Genomic DNA, 18002 nt, shown 5'->3' on the forward strand with positions numbered 1-18002 from the left:
GTTGAACTACGCGTTGCCGGTCAGGAAGAGAACAGCCTGAATCACATAACCGGTCAACGTTCGCAGTATTCCTGAAATAACATCAAGATTTAGACCGAACTGCGAGCCCGCGAGCGGCAGCAGGATCAGAAGACCAATCAGGATCAGCATCCCGAATGGCTCGAGCCGGGCCAGCGGCATGGCGAGGGCCCGAGGCAACAGCCCGACCGCGACGCGCCCGCCGTCGAGCGGCGGGATCGGCATCATGTTGAACACCGCCAGCACCGCGTTGATGACCAGCGCGTTCTTGAGGTTGTCGAAAATCCACTGGGCCGAGCCTGCCGGTGCAAAGGGCACGGCATGGAGGGCAAGAGCCGCCGCGAGCGCCAGCAGGATGTTGGTGGCGGGCCCGGCAAGGGCCACCCAGACCATGTCGAGCCTGGGATGGTTGAGCTTGCGGAAATTGACGGGAACCGGCTTGGCATAGCCGAATAGGAACGGCGAGTGCGCGAACAGCAGCATCGCCGGCAGGATCAGGGTGCCGAACGGATCGATATGCTTGATAGGGTTGAAGCTGACGCGGCCGAGCTGCCAGGCCGTGTTGTCACCGAGACGGTACGCGACGAAAGCGTGCGCGGCCTCGTGGAAGGTGATGGCGAGCAGCAGCGGTAGCACCCATACAGAAAGCTCATAGAGGGAAATGTTCACGGCTGGTCCGTCCCGGTTTGTGCCTCGTGGCCTTGCAGCCAACCCGGCCGATCCGGTGATGGGGCAACGCGTCAGGTCAGGATATGGGACGCGGGTTCCGAAATCCCAAGCCGTAAATGATCCGCCAGCAGCGCCGCCGGCTGCGACAGGTTGCGCGCGCGGTGCAGGCGGATGTCGGCAGCCGGCAGCGGCGGCAGGCCGTTCGACAGGGCGCGCAGGCGAGGCGGCAGGGTGCCGGCCTTCACAACCGTGATCGCAAGGCCCTCCGCCGCGATCGCTTCCACCGCCGCAAGGGTGCGACTGACGAAGGCAAGGCGCCAGGGCCGGCCTGCGGCATCGAGGGCCTCCGCGGCCCATTGCCGGAACAGGCAGCCCGGCGGGTAGAGCGCGACGGGCAGCGTGTCCTGTGCTTCGGCTCGATACGTCCTGGCCGCAGCCCAGACCGCCTGCTCGCGTCGGAGCAGTTCGCCATCGCCGCGTCCTTCCGGATGCATGGCGATGACGAGGTCATAGGCCTCGCCGAGCCGGGCCGGCATGGTCGCGGTCAGGCCGGTCTCGATCTCGACCCGGATCTCCGGATGGTTTTGGGCAAAGCGCGCCAGCAAGGGCGGAATGACGATCGTGCCGTAATCGTCCATCACGCCGAGGCGGACCACGGCGTCGCGCTTGCGTGCGCGGAGCACATCGATCGCCTCTGCATTGAGGTCGAGAAGCCGCCTCGCATAAACGAGGAGCTCATCGCCCGCCGCGGTCAGCGCGACGCCGGCCCTGGTGCGCTGAAACAGCTTGGTGCCGATCCGCTCTTCCAGGCGCCTGATCTGGACGCTGACCGCCGACTGGGTCCGGTTGAGCAATTGGGCTGCGCGCGTGAACGAGCGATGCTCGGCGACGGCGAGAAATGCCTTCAGCAGATCGGGGTCGAGAACAGGCGTGGTCATGACGAAAACTTATCCCAGCATGACGGAAACTCTATTCCCTGTTTCGGCGCGCCTCGTATGCTGCGTTGAGGGCTCGTCAAGGGAGGGCGTGTGGGCGAAATCTCCGGCGTTCTGGCTGCGGTGCTGTCGAGCGGGCTCGGCGGCACCTCGATCGGTGCCACGCGCTATCTGGTGGGCAGCCTCGATCCGCTCGCGATCGGCTCGTTCCGGTTCGGCATCGGCTTCCTGCTGCTGTTACCCCTGACGCTGCTCCGCGGTGACCGCTGGCCGGGGCGAGGGGACTGGGCCGCCGCGACCGGGCTCGGCATCCTGTTCTTTGCCCTGTTTCCGATCCTGTTCAACGCGTCGCTGATCTTCACGACCGCCGCGCGCGGCGCGCTCGCCTTGTCGACACTTCCGCTGTTGTCGCTCGTGATCGGCGCCGCGCTCGGCGCCGAGGCCCTGAGCTGGCGCAAATCGATCGGTGTCGTGATCGCGACGTTTGGCGTTGCCGTCGCGCTGCTCTCCGACCTCACCTCGGCACCATCCGGCGCATGGCGCGGCGATCTCCTGATGATGGCGGCCGCGCTGTGCATGGCGCTGTACGGCATCTGGTCGAAGCCGCTGATCCGGCGCTCCAGCCCGATCGCCTTCACCACGATGAGCATGGCGGCCGGTGCGGCCTGCCTCATCCTGCTCTCTTATATCCGCGGCAGTTTTGCGCCGGTCGCCGGCTTCGGTGCGCCGCAATGGATGGCGGCTTTCTATCTCGGCGCCTTCGGCGCAGCGCTGACCTTCTATCTCTGGGCCTTCGCGCTTGAGCGGACCACGCCGACGCGCGTCGCGATCTCGGTGACGGTCAACCCGATCACGGCCTCCCTGGTCGGCGCCTGGCTGCTGAACGAGCCGCTGCGCTGGAATCTGGCGGCCGGCATCGTCGCGGTGTTTGCCGGGATCTGGATCGCGACGACGACGGGACGGCGCGCTCAGGCGGCGAGAGTGCCTGCGTCAGGGCAAGCCTGACGTCACGCCGGGATGGTGCCCTGATATTGCGTCAGGCCGTCGTCGAGCTTCAGCCATGCGACCTTCTCCGAGACCCAGATGTGCTCGGTCGGCGCTAAGGCGTTGCGATCGTCGAAGGTCGTGAGCGAGACGCCCGCCAGCGTGCCGTTGCGCCGCCAGGAGAACAGGCGCGTGCCGCAGCGCTTGCAGAAGACGCGGTCGATGTTCTCTGACGAGGCATAGCGCTCAATGTCGCCCTCGACGGTCAGCGCGCGCTGGTCGAATTGCGCGCGAGCAAAATAGGGCGAGCCCATCGCCTTCTGGCACAGGCGGCAATGGCAGATGCGGACGTTGAGCGGCTCACCCTCCGCCTTGAACCGCACCGCGCCGCACAGGCATCCACCTTCCCGGATCATGGCTCAGGCCACCCGCCATTCGCCGACCTGGCGCGCCATGCTCCAGTTGAGGTTGTCGAGATCGCCATCCATGTTGGAATTCCCGCGTCTGGTGTTGGTGAAGGCGGCCCAGCAGAAGCCGCCATGGGTGCGCACGGCAATCGTGCTCGTGCCCGGCAGGCTGCCATTGTGCCACCAATTGTCGAATTTGTTGACACAGAAGCCCTTGGCGTAGTTCGGGCTGTAACTGGGCGCGGTGGTCATGACCTCTATGGTGCGCGGCCGCAGGATGTTCGCCGGTCTCGTGTAGCCGTCGACATGCATCAGGAACTGGACGAGATCCGCCGGCGTCGCGATCCAGCCGCCATGGGAATCCATCCGCCTCACCTTCATCTCATACGGACTTTCGCCCTGACCGTAATAGGCGACTTCGCCGGCCTGGCACTGCTCGCGGGTATTACCGGCGATGGTCATGTCGGTGACGCCGCAGCGTGTCAGCACCTCGGTGCGGACATGCTCGGCATAGGCCTGGCCGGTGAGCTTCTCGATCACGCGGCCGAGCACGCAATAGCCGAAATTGGAATAGGCGTAGTGCTGGCCCGGCGGCCGGTCCAGCGGCCGGTTGGCGAGCGTCCAGGCGATCAGCTCGGCATGATCCATCCGCGGATGCGTGAACATGGGATCGCGGTTGTCGTTGCTCCAGCCGCCGGCAGCGTGCGTCAGCAGATGCTCGAGCGTGATCTGGTCGATGCCGGCAGAGTAGGGCGGTGACCCGTAATCGGTACCGAGCAGCGCACCGGGGCCGAACACGCGATCCGTGAGCTTGAAGCGGTTCTCCTCGATCAGGCGGAAGATCGTGACCGAGGTGAGCATCTTGCTGACGCTGGCGATCCGGAACAGATGCCGCGGCGTCACGGCCTCGTTCCGCTCGCGATCGGCAAGACCGAAGGCGTCCTCGTGGACAACAGTGCCGGCATAGCCGATCGCAAAGGACAGCGCCGGCACGTCGTATTTGTCCATGAAGCTGCGCGCGAGCCGCGCCATGGCGCCGCGTTCGGCCGGCGAGGGCGGGCGGATGCTCGGCGGGCTGGGCGCCAGTTGCGCAGGCGCAACGCGCGACAGCAGCGGCAGCGCGCCTGCGCCCGCCGCGAGCTTCACGAAATCCCGACGCCCAAAATCCCGACGTCCAAGCCGCATGGTCCGCCCCTTCCAGGGGCGGCCACTGTCTCAGTAGGTCGCCCGTCCGCCGGAAATATCAAACACCGCGCCGGTGGAGAAGGCACAATCTTGGGATGCGAGCCAGCTCACCATCGCGGCGAGCTCTTCCACCAGCACGAAGCGCGCCTTGGGGATTTTCGACAGCATGAAGTCGATATGCTGCTGCGTCATCTGGTCGAAGATCGCGGTCTTCGCCGCGGCCGGCGTCACCGCGTTCACGAGGATGTCATGTGCCGCCAATTCCTTGCCGAGCGATTTCGTCAGCGCGATCAGTCCGGCCTTGGAGGCCGAGTAATGCGAGGCGTTGGGATTGCCTTCCTTGCCGGCGATCGAGGCGATGTTCACGATCCGCCCGTATTTCTGCTTGAGCATCGTCGGCACGATCGCCTTGCAGACGATGAAAGGGCCGTCGAGATTGATGCGCAGGACCTTGCGCCACTCCTCGAGATCGGTCTCCCAGACCGGCTTGTTGACGCCGGCGATGCCGGCATTGTTGACGAGGATGTCGATCTTGCCGAAGGCGGCAAGCGTCGCATCGCGCGCCTGCTCGACGGCGGCGGGGTCGGTGACGTCGACCTTGAAGACTTTTGTCTCGCCGCCGACTTCATTCGCGGTCTTCTCGGCGAGAGCCGAGTCAAAATCCCAGATCGCGACCTTGGCGCCGGAGTCGATGAAACGCCGGGTGATGGCACGGCCAAAGCCCTGCGCGCCGCCGGTGACGACGGCAATGCGGCCGTTGAGATCGATCTTGTTCATCGAGTACTCCCTTGTCTATCCCTCATGGTGAGGAGCGCGCACTTGCGCGCGCCTCGAACCATAAGCCCGTGGCCCATCCCTCGAGAGGGCGCTGGCGCGCCTCCTCGGGATGAGGAGCGATCAGAGCATGTAGCCGCCGTCGACGACAAGGTCGACGCCGGTGGTGAATGCGCTTTCGTCGCTGCCGAGATAGACCGCCATGGATGCGATTTCGTCGGCGGTGCCGAGCCGGCCCATCTTCTGGCGGGAGACGAACATCTCCTTGCCCTGCGGTCCCTGCGCGGCGGCGCGGTCGAGCATCGAGGGCGTCTCGACGGTGCCGGGGCAGATGCTGTTGCAGCGGATGCCCTTGGTGATGAAGTCGAGCGCGACCGCGCGCGTCAGCAGCGACACCGCGGCCTTCGACGCGCTGTAGACGTAGCGGTTGGCCGGTGGCCGCAGCGCCGCGCAGGACGAGATGTTGACGATGCTGCCGCCGCCGCCCGCCAGCATCTCGGGCAGGAACGCCCGGATGGTCCGGTGCATCGACTTGACGTTGAGGTCGAACGAGAAGTCAAAATCCTCTTCCGAGCACTCCAGGATGGTGCCGTGATGCACGAAGCCCGCCGCGTTGAGCAGGATGTCGACCTTGCCGACGCGCTTGGCGAAGGCGTTGACGTCTGCGGTGTTGCGGACGTCGAGCTTTGCGACCTCGGCGATGCCTTCCTTGGTCAGGCCCGCGATGCCGGCCTCGTTGATGTCGGTGGCGATGACGGTTGCGCCTTCACGCGCGAACGCGATGGCGCATGCGCGCCCGATGCCTGCCGCTGCAGCCGTGACGACGGCGCGCTTTCCCTTGAGGCGGTCTGCCATGTTGTTTTTCTCCTTGGCTTGAATTTGTCTATCGGCTCGTCATTGCGAGGAGCTCGTGACAAAATTGCGCAGCAATTTTGCACTGTTGCGACGAAGCAATCCAGACTGTCTCCTTGGAGATATCTCTGGATTGCTTCGCTTCGCTCGCAATGACGACGTGGCTGTTAGTGGTTGTCTCTGGCGACACCAAACGTGCCGGCGACGTTCTGGTAGCGTGTGGCGAGCTCCATGCAGGCGCCGGTCGATTGCTGGCCCACCGTGTTGCGGTAGATCTCCTGCCACGGCGTCTGGTTCGCCGGATGCTTGAAGCCGCCATTGGCCATCAGCTCGGCGTGGCGCTTCTTCACCTCGTCGTCCGAAATGAGAATATTGGCGCTGCCCTTGTTGAGGTCGATGCGTACCTTGTCGCCGGTCTTGAGGATCGCGAGCCCGCCATTGGCGGCAGCTTCCGGCGAGGCGTTCAGGATCGACGGCGAGCCCGAGGTGCCGGACTGGCGGCCGTCGCCGATGCAGGGCAGGGCGAGAATGCCGCGTTTGATCAGCGCAGCCGGCGGCTGCATGTTCACGACCTCGGCGCCACCGGGGTAGCCGATCGGGCCGGTGCCGCGGACGAACAGCATGCAATTCTCGTCGATGTCGAGTGAAGGATCGTCGATCCGCTCGTGATAATCCTCCGGGCCCTCGAACACGATGGCGCGGCCTTCGAAGGCGTTGAGATCCTTCGGGTTGCTGAGATAGCGGTCGCGGAACTCCTTGGAGATCACGCTGGTCTTCATGATCGCGGAATCGAACAGATTGCCCTTCAGCACCAGGAAGCCGGCGTCCTTCACCAGTGGCTTGTCGTAGGCCCGGATCACGTCATTGTCGGGCGCGGGCGCATTGGCGCAGTTCTCGCCGATGCCGCGGCCGTTCACCGTGACCGCGTCCTCGTGGATGCGCTTGTGCTTCATCAGCTCGCGCACCACGGCCGGCACGCCGCCGGCGCGGTGGAATTCCTCGCCGAGATAGAAGCCGGCCGGCTGCATGTTGACCAGCAGCGGCACGTCGTGGCCGAATTTCTGCCAGTCGTCGATCGACAGCTCGACGCCGATGTGGCGCGCCAGCGCGTTGACGTGGATCGGCGCGTTGGTCGAACCGCCGATCGCCGAGTTGATCACGATGCAGTTCTCGAACGCCTTGCGGGTCAGGATGTCCGACGGCTTGAGGTCTTCCCAGACCATCTCGACGGCGCGCTTGCCGGTCTCGTAGGCGATCTGGCCGCGCTCGCGATAGGGGGCGGGGATCGCCGCGCAGCCCGGCAGCGAGAAGCCGAGCGCTTCGGCAAGCCCGTTCATGGTCGAGGCGGTGCCCATGGTGTTGCAATGGCCGACCGACGGCGCCGAGGACGCCACGATCTCCATGAATTCCTCATAGTCGATCTCGCCGGCGGCGAGCCGTTCGCGCGACTTCCAGACGATGGTGCCGGAGCCGGTGCGCTCGCCGGCATGCCAGCCGTTCAGCATCGGGCCGCCCGACAGCACGATCGCGGGCAGGTTCACGGTCGCCGCCGCCATCATGCAGGCGGGCGTGGTCTTGTCGCAGCCGGTGGTCAGCACCACCCCGTCGAGCGGATAGCCGTAGAGGATCTCGACGAGGCCGAGATAGGCGAGGTTGCGGTCGAGCGCCGCGGTCGGGCGCTTGCCGGTCTCCTGGATCGGATGGGTCGGGAATTCCATCGCAATGCCGCCGGCCTCGCGGATGCCCTCGCGGACGCGGTGCGCCAGCTCGATATGGTGGCGGTTGCAAGGGGACAGGTCATTGCCGGTCTGGGCGATGCCGATGATCGGCTTGCCGGACTGAAGCTCGGCCCGGGTGAGGCCGTAATTCAGGTAGCGCTCCATATAGAGCGCGGTCATGCCCGGATTATGCGGATTGTTGAACCATTCCTGCGAGCGGAGGTGGCGGCGAGCGCCGTTGCTGGCGGGCGCATGCCCATTGGTTGGTTTTTTTGTCATTGGTTTCTCCTGCAATGCAAACGCACTGGCGTCGGGAGCTCAGCTTCGGCTGGTGCGATGCCCAACGGCGCGATCCATGGTTCAAAGGCCCGTTGGCGGGTCATTCCCTCACAAGCGCGATACTAGTCTTGGCCACTTGGTAACGCTATCATTTTGTTCGCGGCGCCCGCGCCTGATGCGGCAGGCCTGTCGTCCGAACGCCGCGACGACGAGCTTTGCCGCTCAATCACCTTGAAGCCGAGATCGAGCACCGGCTGCTCGGGGCGCCGTCCGTCGATCGCTTCGATCAGCATGGTGGCGGCCGTGTTGCCCATCTCGTAGCGGTTGGTGCGCACGCTGGTGAGGGTGGGCACTGCGGAGGCCATGAATTCCAGGTCGTTGAATCCGACGATCGCGATCTGCTCGGGGACCGCGATCTCCCGGCGCCGGCATTCGAACAGCACGCCGAGCGCGAGGTCGTCATTGGCGCAGAACACCGAGTCGATATCGGGCTCGCGCGCCAGCAGATCGGTGAACAGGGTGCCGCCGAGCGTCACCGAGGTCGGTGTCGCCGTCGTGACGACGAGGCGCTGTTCGAACAGCGCGGCGTCCTTCATGGCCGAGACATATCCGTCCAGCCGCCGCTGCACCCGCGGATCCATGCGCGCGCCGACGAAGCCGATCTTGCGATGGCCTTGCGCGAACAGGTGGGCGATCGCCGCGCGGGCCGCATCATAGTGCGAAAAGCCGATCATCATGTCGACCGGATTGGGCCCGATCTCCATGATCTGCACGATCGGGCAGTCGGCGGCCTCCAGCATCGCGCGCGATTCCGCGGTCTGGTCGATGCCGGTGACGATCAGTCCGGCCGGCTTCTGCGCGAGAAACAGGCGCAGCAGCTTCTCCTCCTGGAGAATACTGTAGCGTGTGTTGGACAACTGGATCGAGTACCGGCTGCCTTCGGAGGCGTCATAGATGCCGCGCAGCACGTCGGAAAACACGTTGTTGGTCAGTGACGGGATCAAGACGCCGATCACTTCGGTGCGCTGCGAGGCCAGCGCCCGCGCCGCCAGGTTCGGCACATAGCCGAGCTCGTTGGCCGCGCTCTCGACCCGCGTCCGCTTGGCGACCGACAGGGCCTCCGGATTGCGGAAGAACCGGGACGCCGTGATCGGGCTGACGCCGGCAAGCTCGGCAACTTCCGCCAGCCGGATTTTACCTGACTTGGTGCGTTTTCGACCCATTAGCTGCTCTTATCACAGTCGGTCCGGCAAACAAAGGAACGTTGACAGCGCTACCAGCAACGACTAACCAAAGACAAATTGCCAAAACCGCACAAACTGCCGACAATGTCGCTCGCTAAGATCGGGCTTCGTTCGGTGAAGTCTGAAAAACAAGACGGTCGCGGCGCGTGAGGCGTCGTGGACTTTCGAGGAGGGAGCTAGATGTCGTCTGTGCAAATCCGCGACGTGCGGAAATCGTTCGGCAATTTTGAAGTCCTGCACGGCGTTTCGATTCCGATCGAGGACGGCCAGTTCGTCGTCCTGGTTGGCCCTTCCGGCTGCGGCAAGTCGACGCTTCTGCGCATGCTTGCAGGCCTCGAGAACATCACCTCCGGCACGATCTCGATCGGCGACCGCGTCGTCAACAATATCCAGCCCAAGGAGCGGGATATTGCGATGGTGTTCCAGAACTACGCGCTCTATCCGCACATGACCGTCGGCGAGAACATGGGCTTCTCGCTGAAGCTGCGGAACGCGAGCTCCGACGAGATCAACAAGCGTGTCAAGCGCGCTGCCGAAATTCTCGCGCTGTCGCCGCTGCTCGAGCGCTATCCGCGCCAGCTCTCCGGCGGCCAGCGCCAGCGCGTCGCGATGGGCCGCGCCATCGTGCGCGATCCGCAGGTGTTCCTGTTCGACGAGCCCTTGTCGAACCTCGACGCCAAGCTGCGCGTCGCCATGCGCACCGAGATCAAGGAGCTGCACCAGCGGCTGAAGACCACGACCGTCTACGTCACCCACGACCAGATCGAGGCCATGACCATGGCCGACAAGATCGTCGTCATGCACGACGGCATCGTCGAGCAGATGGGCACCCCGTTGGAGCTCTACGACAAGCCCGACAACCAGTTCGTCGCCGGCTTCATCGGCTCGCCGGCCATGAACTTCCTGAAAGGCCATGTGCGCGTCAACGGCGTTGCGACCTTCGAGGGGCCGAACGGCGTCAAGCTGCCGCTCAAGAACGCGCCGGCGGCGTCCGACGGTCGTCCTGTCGTCTACGGTGTGCGACCCGAGCATTTCACCATCGCGGACGACGGCGCCGATGCCGAGATCATCGTGGTCGAGCCGACCGGCTCGGAGACGCAGGTGTTCGCGAAGGTGGGTGGCGAGCAGGTCGTCGCGGTGTTCCGCGAGCGTCACCAGTTCAATCCGGGCGACAAGGTCAAGCTGAAGCCTGACCCGTCACTGGTTCATCTGTTCGACGAGGCGACGGGCAAACGCATGTAGCCGCGCCGAAGGATTGCCCAACGACTGTTCAAGAACGACCCAATACAAATATAAAATTCAGGGAGAGAACGATGAGCAATTTCGACAGGCGAAGTGTGCTTAAGGCCGGCCTGGGCGGCGCAGCGCTGCTGGCCGGCCCGGGCATCGTGCCGGTGCGCGCCGCGGAGTGGACCAACACGCCCGAACCGAACGCGTCCATCCGCGTCTTGCGCTGGAAGCAGTTCATCCAGGCCGAGTTCGACAAGTTTGCCGAGCAGACCAAGAAGTTCTCCGAGAAGACCGGCGTCAAGATCAAGCTCGAGGCCGAGAGCTGGGAAGACATCCGCCCCAAGGCCGCGGTGGCCGCCAATGTCGGCGCCGGCCCCGACCTCATCATCGGCACGCTCGACGATCCCCACAAATTCCCGGAAAAGCTGATCGATATGACTGATGTCGCCGACTATCTCGGCGCGCAGTATGGCGGCTGGTATCCGGTTGCCGAACGTTACGGCAAGAAGGGCAACAGCTGGATCGCCATTCCGCAGGGCGCGACCGGCGGCTGCCTGAACTACCGCATCAGCCACGTGAAGGCTGCGGGCTTCGAGGAATTCCCCAAGGACACCGCCGGCTTCCTCAAGCTCTGCCAGGCGTTGAAGAAGAACAACACGCCGGCCGGCTTCGCGCTCGGCCATGCCACGGGCGATGCCAATGGCTGGTGCCAGTGGGCGCTCTGGGCGTTCGGCGGCAAGGTCGTCAACGACAAGAACGAGGTCGTGATCGACTCCCCGGAGACGGTCGCCGCGCTCGAATACGTCAAGCAGCTCTACGAGACCTTCATCCCGGGCGTGCTGTCGTGGAATGACTCGAACAACAACAAGGCGTTCCTGAACGGCGAACTCAGCCTGACGCTGAACGGCATCTCGATCTGGACCGTCGGCAAGAACTCCACCGATGCGAAGCAGCAGGAGATCGCCAAGGACATGAACCACGCGCCGATGCCGATCGGCCCCGTGGGCGTGTCGACCGAGCAGCAGAACGTGCTGGTCTACTACGGCTACAAGCACTCGAAGTATCCCAAGGCGGTCAAGGAATTCATCAAGTTCATGATGGACAAGGAGAACTACGACGCCTGGGAGGTCGCTTCCAACGGCTACGTGTCGCCGCCGCTGCCGGCCTACAACGACAACCCGGTGTGGACGTCGGATCCGAAGATCACCCCGTATCGCGACTGCCTGAAGCGCTGCCGCGACAACGGCTTTGCCGGCGATCTCGGCTATGCCTCCGCCGCGGTGATGGGCGACTTCGTCGTCGTCGACATGTTCGCGGAAGCAGCCTCCGGCTCGGCGACGCCGAAGCAGGCGGCGGCGCGCGCCGCCGAGCGCGCCAAGCGCTACTACCAGGTCTGATCAACGCCAATCCGCGCGGCGTCCGGTTCGCCGGACGCCGTGACTTTTCTCCCGAGGGGAATCCGACATGGCAGTCATGGCCGAGTCCGCTGTCGCGCAGGTCAAGCGCGCCAGCCTCTGGACCAGAGCATTCGAGAGCCGGAATTGGCTCGGCGCGATGTTCATGGTGCCGGCGATCGCGATCCTCATCCTGTTTCTGGCTTATCCGCTGGCGCTGGGCTTCTGGCTCGGCATGACCGACACCAAGATCGGCGGGGCCGGGCGCTATATCGGCTTTGCGAACTTCGTCTCGCTCTCCAAGGATTCGGTGTTCTGGCTCTCGGTCTTCAACACCATCTTCTATACGTTCACCGCGAGCATCGTGAAATTCGCCATCGGCCTTTACCTCGCGCTGCTGCTCAACGAGCGGCTGCCGTTCAAGTCGATGATCCGTGCCATCGTGCTGCTGCCTTTCGTGGTGCCGACGGTGCTGTCCGCGATCGCGTTCTGGTGGATCTATGACAGCCAGTTCTCGATCATCTCCTGGGTGCTGATCAAGGCCGGCCTGATCACGCGCTACATCGACTTCCTCGGCGATCCCTGGAACGCGCGCTTGTCGGTCGTCGCCGCCAATATCTGGCGCGGCGTGCCCTTTGTGGCGATCACGCTGCTGGCGGGATTGCAGACGATTTCGCCCTCGCTCTACGAGGCCGCCAATCTCGATGGCGCCACCAACATGCAGCGCTTCCGCCACATCACGCTGCCGATGCTGTCGCCGATCATCGCGGTTGTGATGACGTTCTCGGTGCTGATGACGTTCACCGACTTCCAGCTGATCTACACCATCACGCGGGGCGGGCCGATCAATGCCACGCATCTGATGGCGACGCTTTCGTTCCAGCGCGCCATCACCGGCGGCAATCTCGGGGAGGGCGCAGCGATCTCGAACGCGATGATCCCGTTCCTGGTCGCCGCGATCCTGCTCAGCTTCTTCGGGCTTCAGCGCTCCCGCTGGCAGCAGGGCGGGAGGGACTGACCATGAGCACCGCAGACGACCAAAGCGTCGGAATGGATTATCTCGAGAGCTTCCCCCGGAAGTTCTTGCGGGTGTACTTTCCGCTCGGCCTGATCATCTTCTTCCTGCTGTTCCCGTTCTATTGGATGGCGGTCGCGACGTTCAAGCCGGACGCGGAGATGTACGATTACGAGAAGTACAATCCGTTCTGGATCGTGAATCCGACCATTGAGCACATCAAGAAGCTGTTGGTCGAAACCGACTATCCGCTCTGGATGTGGAACACCGTGATCGTCTCGGTGTCCTCCACCTTCATCTCGCTGTTCGCCAGCGTCTGCGCCGCCTACGCGATCGAACGTCTCCGCTACAAGGGCTCGCGCTATGTCGGCCTTGCGATCTTCCTCGGCTATCTCGTGCCGCCCTCGATCCTGTTCATTCCGCTGGCGGCGATCGTGTTCCAGCTCGGCCTGTTCGATGGCAATCTGGCGCTGATCCTGACCTATCCGACCTTCCTGATCCCGTTCTGCACCTGGCTCCTGATGGGCTATTTCCGCACCATTCCCTACGAGCTGGAGGAATGCGCCCTGATCGACGGGGCGACGCGGCTCCAGATCCTGGTCAAGATCACGCTGCCGCTGTCGCTCCCGGGGGTGATCTCGGCCGGCATTTTCGCCTTCACGTTGTCCTGGAACGAGTTTATCTACGCGCTGACCTTCATCTCCTCGTCGGAGAACAAGACGATTCCCGTCGGCGCCATCACCGAGCTCGTCAGCGGCGACGTCTACCATTGGGGCGCTCTGATGGCGGCGGCCCTGATCGGCTCGGTCCCCGTAGTTATCCTTTATTCCTTCTTCGTGGAGTACTATGTGTCGGCGATGACCGGCGCCGTGAAGGAATGATCGCGGGGCCTGCCTTGAGAGCGTGCCAGGAGAACGTGTCAGGAGCGGCGCGCTCCGGCCAATAAGAAGGAGTAGGCTCTTGCACATTCTGGTTCTGGGCGCCGCCGGCATGGTCGGCCGTAAATTGTGTGAACGGCTGTTGCGCGACGGCCGGCTCGGCAAGAGCGACATCACCAAGCTGACCATGCACGACGTGGTCGAGCCCAAGAAGCCGGAAAAGGCCGGTTTCCCCGTCGAGACCGTGTCAGGCGATTTCGCCGTGCCGGGCGCCGCCGAAAAGCTGATCGCCGGCCGACCCGACGTGATCTTCCATCTCGCCGCGATCGTCTCCGGCGAAGCCGAGCTCGATTTCGACAAGGGCTACCGCATCAATCTCGACGGCACGCGGATGCTGCTCGATGCCGTCAGGCTCGTCGGCGGCGGCTACAAGCCGCGCGTGGTCTTCACCTCGTCAATCGCGGTGTTCGGCGCCCCGTTCCCGGACGCGATCGGCGACGAATTCTTCCACACCCCGCTGCTCAGCTACGGCACCCAGAAGGCGATCGGCGAATTGCTGCTCGCCGACTATTCGCGCCGCGGCTTCCTCGATGGCATCGGCATCCGTCTGCCGACCATCTGCATCCGGCCCGGCCTGCCCAACAAGGCGGCATCGGGCTTCTTCTCCAACATCCTGCGCGAGCCGCTGGCCGGCAAGGAAGCGATCCTCCCGGTCTCCGAGGACGTCCGCCACTGGCACGCCACGCCGCGTTCCGCCGTCGGCTTCCTGCTCCATGCCGGCACCATGGACCTCGCCAAGGTCGGTCCGCGCCGCAACCTGACCATGCCCGGCTTCTCGGCCACCGTCGGTGAGCAGATCGCAGCCCTCCGTCGTGTTGCGGGCGACAAGGTCGCCGCACGCATCAAGCACGAGCTGGATCCGTTCATCGTCGGCATCGTCGGCGGCTGGCCGCGCAATTTCGAGGCGAAGCGGGCGCGCGAGCTCGGCTTCACCACCGAAGAAAAGACTTTTGACGACATCATCCGCATTCACATCGAAGACGAGCTCGGCGGCAACTTCGTCGCCTGATCCAACCGATGAACAGCGTGGATATGACGATGGCGAGCGTTGCTTGCATCGGTGAATGCATGGTCGAGCTCCGGCAGGCCCAGGGTGGACAGTCCGCTGGACAGTCCAGCGGGCATGGCCAGGGCGGCGGCCTGTATTCGCGCGGCTTCGGTGGCGACACCCTCAATACGGCGGTGTATCTGGCGCGGCTCGAGGTCAAGGTCGACTATCTCACCGCGCTTGGCGACGATGCCCTGAGCGACGAGATGATCGCGGCCTGGAATGCGGAGGGCGTCGGGACCCGCCGCGTCTCCCGGCTGCCGGGCAAGCTGCCCGGCCTCTACATGATCCAGACGGATGCGAAGGGCGAGCGGCAGTTCTTCCACTGGCGCGACAGTGCGGCGGCGCGCCAATTGATGAGCCTGCCGGAGACGGATGAGCTGCTCAACTCGCTGATGAGCTACGACATCGTCTATCTCTCCGCGATCACGCTCTCGATCTACGATGCGGCCGGGCGCGAGCGCCTGTTCGCGGCGATCAAGCGCGCGCGCCTGCTCGGCACCCGCTTCGTGTTCGACACCAATTTCCGCGCGCGGGGATGGCCGGACCGCGACGTCGCCCGCGAGGTCTTTGCCACGGCGTTTGCGACCGCCGACATCGTGCTGACCTCGACCGAGGATCTGCTCGCGCTCTATCCCGGCGAAAGCCACGAGCAGTTGATGGCACGCATCCCGAGCCCCGAGCTGGTGTTCCGTCTCGCCGAGCCCGTCAGCCTGCTGCGCTTTCCCGGCGGCACCAGCGAGGTCCGCGCCGAGCCCATGACCAAGCCGGTCGTTGACACCACAGCGGCGGGCGACAGCTTTGCCGCGGCCTATATCGCGGCCCGGCTCGGCGGCTCCGATCCGGTCGAGGCAGCCCAGGCCGGGCACCGCCTCGCCAGCCTCGTGATCTGCTATGCCGGCGCCATCATTCCGGGCTATGCCATGCCGCCGAAGAAGCGGCACCGGCCAGCGACCACGCGTCAAGCGACCAAGTGAAACGAAAGCCAAGATGACCACGACTGCCCAACAGAACCACCTCGTCGCGCTGTTCAAGGCCGCGACCGTCATTCCTGTCCTCACCATCGAGCGGATCCAGGATGCCGTGCCGCTGGCGAAAGCGCTGGTGGCTGGCGGCGTCCGCACGCTGGAGGTGACCATGCGCACCCCCGTTGCGATCGAGGCGGCGAGGGCGATGATGGCCGAGGTGCCCGAGGCGGTCGTCGGCATCGGCACGATCCTCAAGCCGGCCGATTTCGTCCGTGTCGAGAAGTTGGGCGTCGCCTTCGGCATCAGCCCGGGCCTGACCCCCGATCTGCTGAAGGTCGCCGCCGATAGCTCCTTGCCGTTCGCCCCAGGCATCGCCACCGCCTCCGAACTAATGCTGGCGCTGTCCTACGGCCTCGACGTCGCAAAATTCTTCCCGGCCGAGCAGGCCGGCGGCATCAAGGGCCTGCGCGCGCTGGGCGGGCCATTCCCGAATGTGCGGTTCTGCCCGACCGGCGGTGTGGGCGAGGCCAATGCGGCGACCTGGCTTGCCGAGCCCAACGTGGTCGCGGTCGGCGGTTCCTGGATATGCCCGTCGGCGGAGATCAAGGCCGGGAACTGGGCCGGCATAACTGCCATCTGCCAGCGCACCCTCAAGGCCCTGAAAGCCACGTGAAGTCTTGCGGTTGGTGGGCTAAGACTTAGGTCAGTAAGAGACCCCAGGGAGATGACCATGACCGCCAGCATCGTCGGATGGGCGCATACGCCGTTCGGCAAGTTCGACACCGAGACCGTCGAAAGCCTCGTCACCCGCGTGGCCAATGAGGCGATGGCCGATGCCGGCATTTCCGCGTCCGACGTCGACGAGATCGTGCTCGGCCATTTCAACGCCGGCTTCTCGCCGCAGGATTTTACCGCCTCGCTGGTGCTCCAGGCCGACCCGAAGCTGCGCTTCAAGCCGACGACCCGCGTCGAGAACGCCTGCGCCACCGGCTCCGCCGCGGTCCATCAGGGCCTGCGTGCGATCGACGCAGGCGCGGCCAGGATCGTGCTCGTCGTCGGCGTCGAGCAGATGACCCGCACCCCGGGTCCGGAGATCGGCAAGAACCTGCTCAAGGCGTCCTATCTGCCGGAAGACGGCGACACCGTCGGCGGCTTCGCCGGCGTGTTCGGCAAGATCGCCAGCTCCTATTTCCAGAAATACGGCGACCAGTCCGATGCGCTGGCGCTGATCGCGGCCAAGAACCACAAGAACGGCGTCGCCAACCCCTTCGCCCAGATGCGCAAGGACTTTGGCTTCGAGTTCTGCCGCGCCGAGAGCGAGAAGAACCCCTACGTCGCGGGTCCCCTGAAGCGTACCGACTGCTCGCTGGTCTCCGACGGCGCCGCGGCGTTGGTGCTGGCCGACGCCGAGACCGCCAAGGGCATGAGCAAGTCGATCGGCTTCCGCGCCACCGCGCACGCCCAGGACTTTTTGCCGATGTCCAAGCGCGACATCCTCCAGTTCGAGGGCTGCACGGTCGCCTGGCAGCGCGCGCTGGAGAAGGCGGGCGTTGCGCTCACCGATCTCTCCTTCGTCGAGACCCATGACTGTTTCACCGTCGCCGAGCTGATCGAGTACGAAGCGATGGGCCTGACGCCGAAGGGGCAGGGTGCCCGCGCCATCAAGGAAGGCTGGACCCTCAAGGACGGCAAGCTGCCGGTCAATCCGTCCGGCGGCCTGAAGGCCAAGGGCCACCCGATCGGTGCCACCGGCGTCTCCATGCACGTGATGACCGCGATGCAGCTTGCCGGCCAGGCGCCCGAGGGCATGCAGCTCAAGAACGCCAAGCTCGGCGGCATCTTCAACATGGGCGGCGCGGCGGTTGCCAACTACGTCTCCGTGCTGGAGCCGTTGAAGTAAGTTCTCGTAGGGTGGGCAAAGGCGCGTTTGCGCCGTGCCCACCTTTTTGTTGCGCTAGATCATGGTGGGCACGCTACGCTTTGCCCATCCTGCGGCTCTTCATTGATTGGCAGGGAATGCATCATGGGCAATGATTACGAAGACTCGCTGTCGATAGACGCACTCAACGATCGCATCGCGATCCTCGAGGACAATATCCGGCAGCTCATCGAGCAGGCCGCTGCCGCCTCCGGCGAGCAGAACGAGTCGCGCATCGCCGACCGGATCAACCAGCAGAACGATGAGCTCGACCGCCTCATCAAGATCCGCGAATCCCGCCAGAAGAAATAGCGGCCGCGGCACCGCGCATGCGGCCATACCCCGGCCGCCCTTGCGCGTGCGGCGTCGCTGCCCTTAGCTGGACCGAAATCGCAGGGCCAGGTTGAGCCCGCGCAATCGGGAGCG

18 protein-coding genes are annotated in these 18002 nt (G+C 64.7%); 10 read left to right on the forward strand and 8 right to left on the reverse strand.

The features are described from left to right. Window positions 1-6 precede the first annotated feature (6 nt). Together ABIA90_RS04945 and ABIA90_RS04950 are read right to left on the reverse strand one after the other, a co-directional pair. Window positions 7-687 carry a site-2 protease family protein gene (locus ABIA90_RS04945; RefSeq protein WP_354117476.1) on the reverse strand — a complete coding sequence of 227 codons (681 nt, stop codon included), beginning with the start codon at window positions 685-687 and terminating at the stop codon, window positions 7-9. Between the two features lie 71 nt (window positions 688-758). Continuing rightward, entirely contained in the window at window positions 759-1625 is an 867-nt protein-coding gene (locus ABIA90_RS04950) for a LysR family transcriptional regulator (RefSeq protein WP_354117477.1), read from the reverse strand. A gap of 90 nt (window positions 1626-1715) precedes the next feature. On the opposite strand from ABIA90_RS04950, the gene ABIA90_RS04955 reads away from it, so the two are divergent. Then, window positions 1716-2627: a DMT family transporter gene (locus ABIA90_RS04955; RefSeq protein WP_354117478.1), complete on the forward strand. Its 912-nt coding sequence runs from the start codon at window positions 1716-1718 to the stop codon at window positions 2625-2627. A gap of 2 nt (window positions 2628-2629) precedes the next feature. On the opposite strand, the gene ABIA90_RS04960 is transcribed toward ABIA90_RS04955, so the two are convergent. From ABIA90_RS04960 to gntR, 6 genes are all read right to left on the reverse strand, one after another. Then, on the reverse strand, window positions 2630-3022 hold the full coding sequence (locus ABIA90_RS04960; protein WP_354117479.1) for a GFA family protein: 393 nt from the start codon (window positions 3020-3022) through the stop codon (window positions 2630-2632). Between the two features lie 3 nt (window positions 3023-3025). Then, window positions 3026-4198 (reverse strand): serine hydrolase domain-containing protein, encoded by a 1173-nt coding sequence (locus ABIA90_RS04965; protein ID WP_354117480.1) that lies wholly within the window; start codon window positions 4196-4198, stop codon window positions 3026-3028. Between the two features lie 30 nt (window positions 4199-4228). Next, window positions 4229-4975, reverse strand: a complete 747-nt coding sequence (locus ABIA90_RS04970; protein WP_014495989.1) for an SDR family NAD(P)-dependent oxidoreductase — start codon at window positions 4973-4975, stop codon at window positions 4229-4231. A 120-nt stretch (window positions 4976-5095) separates the two neighbouring features. Next, window positions 5096-5827 (reverse strand): SDR family oxidoreductase, encoded by a 732-nt coding sequence (locus tag ABIA90_RS04975; protein WP_014495988.1) that lies wholly within the window; start codon window positions 5825-5827, stop codon window positions 5096-5098. A 164-nt stretch (window positions 5828-5991) separates the two neighbouring features. Next, the gene (locus ABIA90_RS04980; protein WP_354117481.1) at window positions 5992-7821 is read right to left on the reverse strand and encodes an IlvD/Edd family dehydratase; all 1830 of its coding nucleotides are present in this window, start codon (window positions 7819-7821) and stop codon (window positions 5992-5994) included. Window positions 7822-7943: 122 nt separating this feature from the next. After that, window positions 7944-9044, reverse strand: a complete 1101-nt coding sequence (gene gntR / locus ABIA90_RS04985) for an HTH-type transcriptional regulator GntR (protein ID WP_166095128.1) — start codon at window positions 9042-9044, stop codon at window positions 7944-7946. 201 nt (window positions 9045-9245) lie between these two features. On the opposite strand from gntR, the gene ABIA90_RS04990 reads away from it, so the two are divergent. From ABIA90_RS04990 to ABIA90_RS05030, 9 genes are all read left to right on the forward strand, one after another. Next, entirely contained in the window at window positions 9246-10307 is a 1062-nt protein-coding gene (locus ABIA90_RS04990; RefSeq protein WP_063983849.1) for an ABC transporter ATP-binding protein, read from the forward strand. A gap of 71 nt (window positions 10308-10378) precedes the next feature. Further along, the gene (locus ABIA90_RS04995; RefSeq protein WP_063983848.1) at window positions 10379-11692 is read left to right on the forward strand and encodes an ABC transporter substrate-binding protein; all 1314 of its coding nucleotides are present in this window, start codon (window positions 10379-10381) and stop codon (window positions 11690-11692) included. A 67-nt stretch (window positions 11693-11759) separates the two neighbouring features. Continuing rightward, on the forward strand, window positions 11760-12707 hold the full coding sequence (locus ABIA90_RS05000; protein ID WP_063983847.1) for a carbohydrate ABC transporter permease: 948 nt from the start codon (window positions 11760-11762) through the stop codon (window positions 12705-12707). Window positions 12708-12709: 2 nt separating this feature from the next. Continuing rightward, entirely contained in the window at window positions 12710-13585 is an 876-nt protein-coding gene (locus tag ABIA90_RS05005; protein WP_014495982.1) for a carbohydrate ABC transporter permease, read from the forward strand. Between the two features lie 79 nt (window positions 13586-13664). Further along, window positions 13665-14651: a D-erythronate dehydrogenase gene (gene denD / locus ABIA90_RS05010; protein ID WP_208086257.1), complete on the forward strand. Its 987-nt coding sequence runs from the start codon at window positions 13665-13667 to the stop codon at window positions 14649-14651. 29 nt (window positions 14652-14680) lie between these two features. Continuing rightward, a complete protein-coding gene (locus ABIA90_RS05015; protein ID WP_167767987.1) occupies window positions 14681-15667 on the forward strand; it encodes a sugar kinase in 987 nt (328 codons plus the stop codon). A gap of 13 nt (window positions 15668-15680) precedes the next feature. After that, window positions 15681-16331, forward strand: coding sequence for a bifunctional 4-hydroxy-2-oxoglutarate aldolase/2-dehydro-3-deoxy-phosphogluconate aldolase (eda, locus tag ABIA90_RS05020; protein WP_354117482.1), 651 nt, complete (start codon window positions 15681-15683; stop codon window positions 16329-16331). Window positions 16332-16388: 57 nt separating this feature from the next. Then, window positions 16389-17558, forward strand: coding sequence for an acetyl-CoA acetyltransferase (locus ABIA90_RS05025; RefSeq protein WP_063983845.1), 1170 nt, complete (start codon window positions 16389-16391; stop codon window positions 17556-17558). Between the two features lie 123 nt (window positions 17559-17681). After that, the gene (locus ABIA90_RS05030; protein WP_014495977.1) at window positions 17682-17888 is read left to right on the forward strand and encodes a hypothetical protein; all 207 of its coding nucleotides are present in this window, start codon (window positions 17682-17684) and stop codon (window positions 17886-17888) included. Window positions 17889-18002: the final 114 nt, after the last annotated feature.

The sequence above is a fragment of the Bradyrhizobium sp. LA6.8 genome (assembly GCF_040547935.1).
Classification (GTDB): domain Bacteria; phylum Pseudomonadota; class Alphaproteobacteria; order Rhizobiales; family Xanthobacteraceae; genus Bradyrhizobium; species Bradyrhizobium barranii.

Coding starts and splice junctions, on each gene's coding strand:
- ABIA90_RS04950 (WP_354117477.1), bottom strand. CDS start 1,625: ATGACCACGCCTGTTCTCGACCCCGATCTGCTGAAGGCATTTCTCGCC.
- ABIA90_RS04960 (WP_354117479.1), bottom strand. CDS start 3,022: ATGATCCGGGAAGGTGGATGCCTGTGCGGCGCGGTGCGGTTCAAGGCG.
- ABIA90_RS04965 (WP_354117480.1), bottom strand. CDS start 4,198: ATGCGGCTTGGACGTCGGGATTTTGGGCGTCGGGATTTCGTGAAGCTC.
- ABIA90_RS04970 (WP_014495989.1), bottom strand. CDS start 4,975: ATGAACAAGATCGATCTCAACGGCCGCATTGCCGTCGTCACCGGCGGC.
- ABIA90_RS04975 (WP_014495988.1), bottom strand. CDS start 5,827: ATGGCAGACCGCCTCAAGGGAAAGCGCGCCGTCGTCACGGCTGCAGCG.
- ABIA90_RS04980 (WP_354117481.1), bottom strand. CDS start 7,821: ATGACAAAAAAACCAACCAATGGGCATGCGCCCGCCAGCAACGGCGCT.
- gntR (WP_166095128.1), bottom strand. CDS start 9,044: ATGGGTCGAAAACGCACCAAGTCAGGTAAAATCCGGCTGGCGGAAGTT.
- ABIA90_RS04990 (WP_063983849.1), top strand. CDS start 9,246: ATGTCGTCTGTGCAAATCCGCGACGTGCGGAAATCGTTCGGCAATTTT.
- ABIA90_RS04995 (WP_063983848.1), top strand. CDS start 10,379: ATGAGCAATTTCGACAGGCGAAGTGTGCTTAAGGCCGGCCTGGGCGGC.
- ABIA90_RS05000 (WP_063983847.1), top strand. CDS start 11,760: ATGGCAGTCATGGCCGAGTCCGCTGTCGCGCAGGTCAAGCGCGCCAGC.
- ABIA90_RS05005 (WP_014495982.1), top strand. CDS start 12,710: ATGAGCACCGCAGACGACCAAAGCGTCGGAATGGATTATCTCGAGAGC.
- ABIA90_RS05015 (WP_167767987.1), top strand. CDS start 14,681: ATGGCGAGCGTTGCTTGCATCGGTGAATGCATGGTCGAGCTCCGGCAG.
- eda (WP_354117482.1), top strand. CDS start 15,681: ATGACCACGACTGCCCAACAGAACCACCTCGTCGCGCTGTTCAAGGCC.
- ABIA90_RS05025 (WP_063983845.1), top strand. CDS start 16,389: ATGACCGCCAGCATCGTCGGATGGGCGCATACGCCGTTCGGCAAGTTC.
- ABIA90_RS05030 (WP_014495977.1), top strand. CDS start 17,682: ATGGGCAATGATTACGAAGACTCGCTGTCGATAGACGCACTCAACGAT.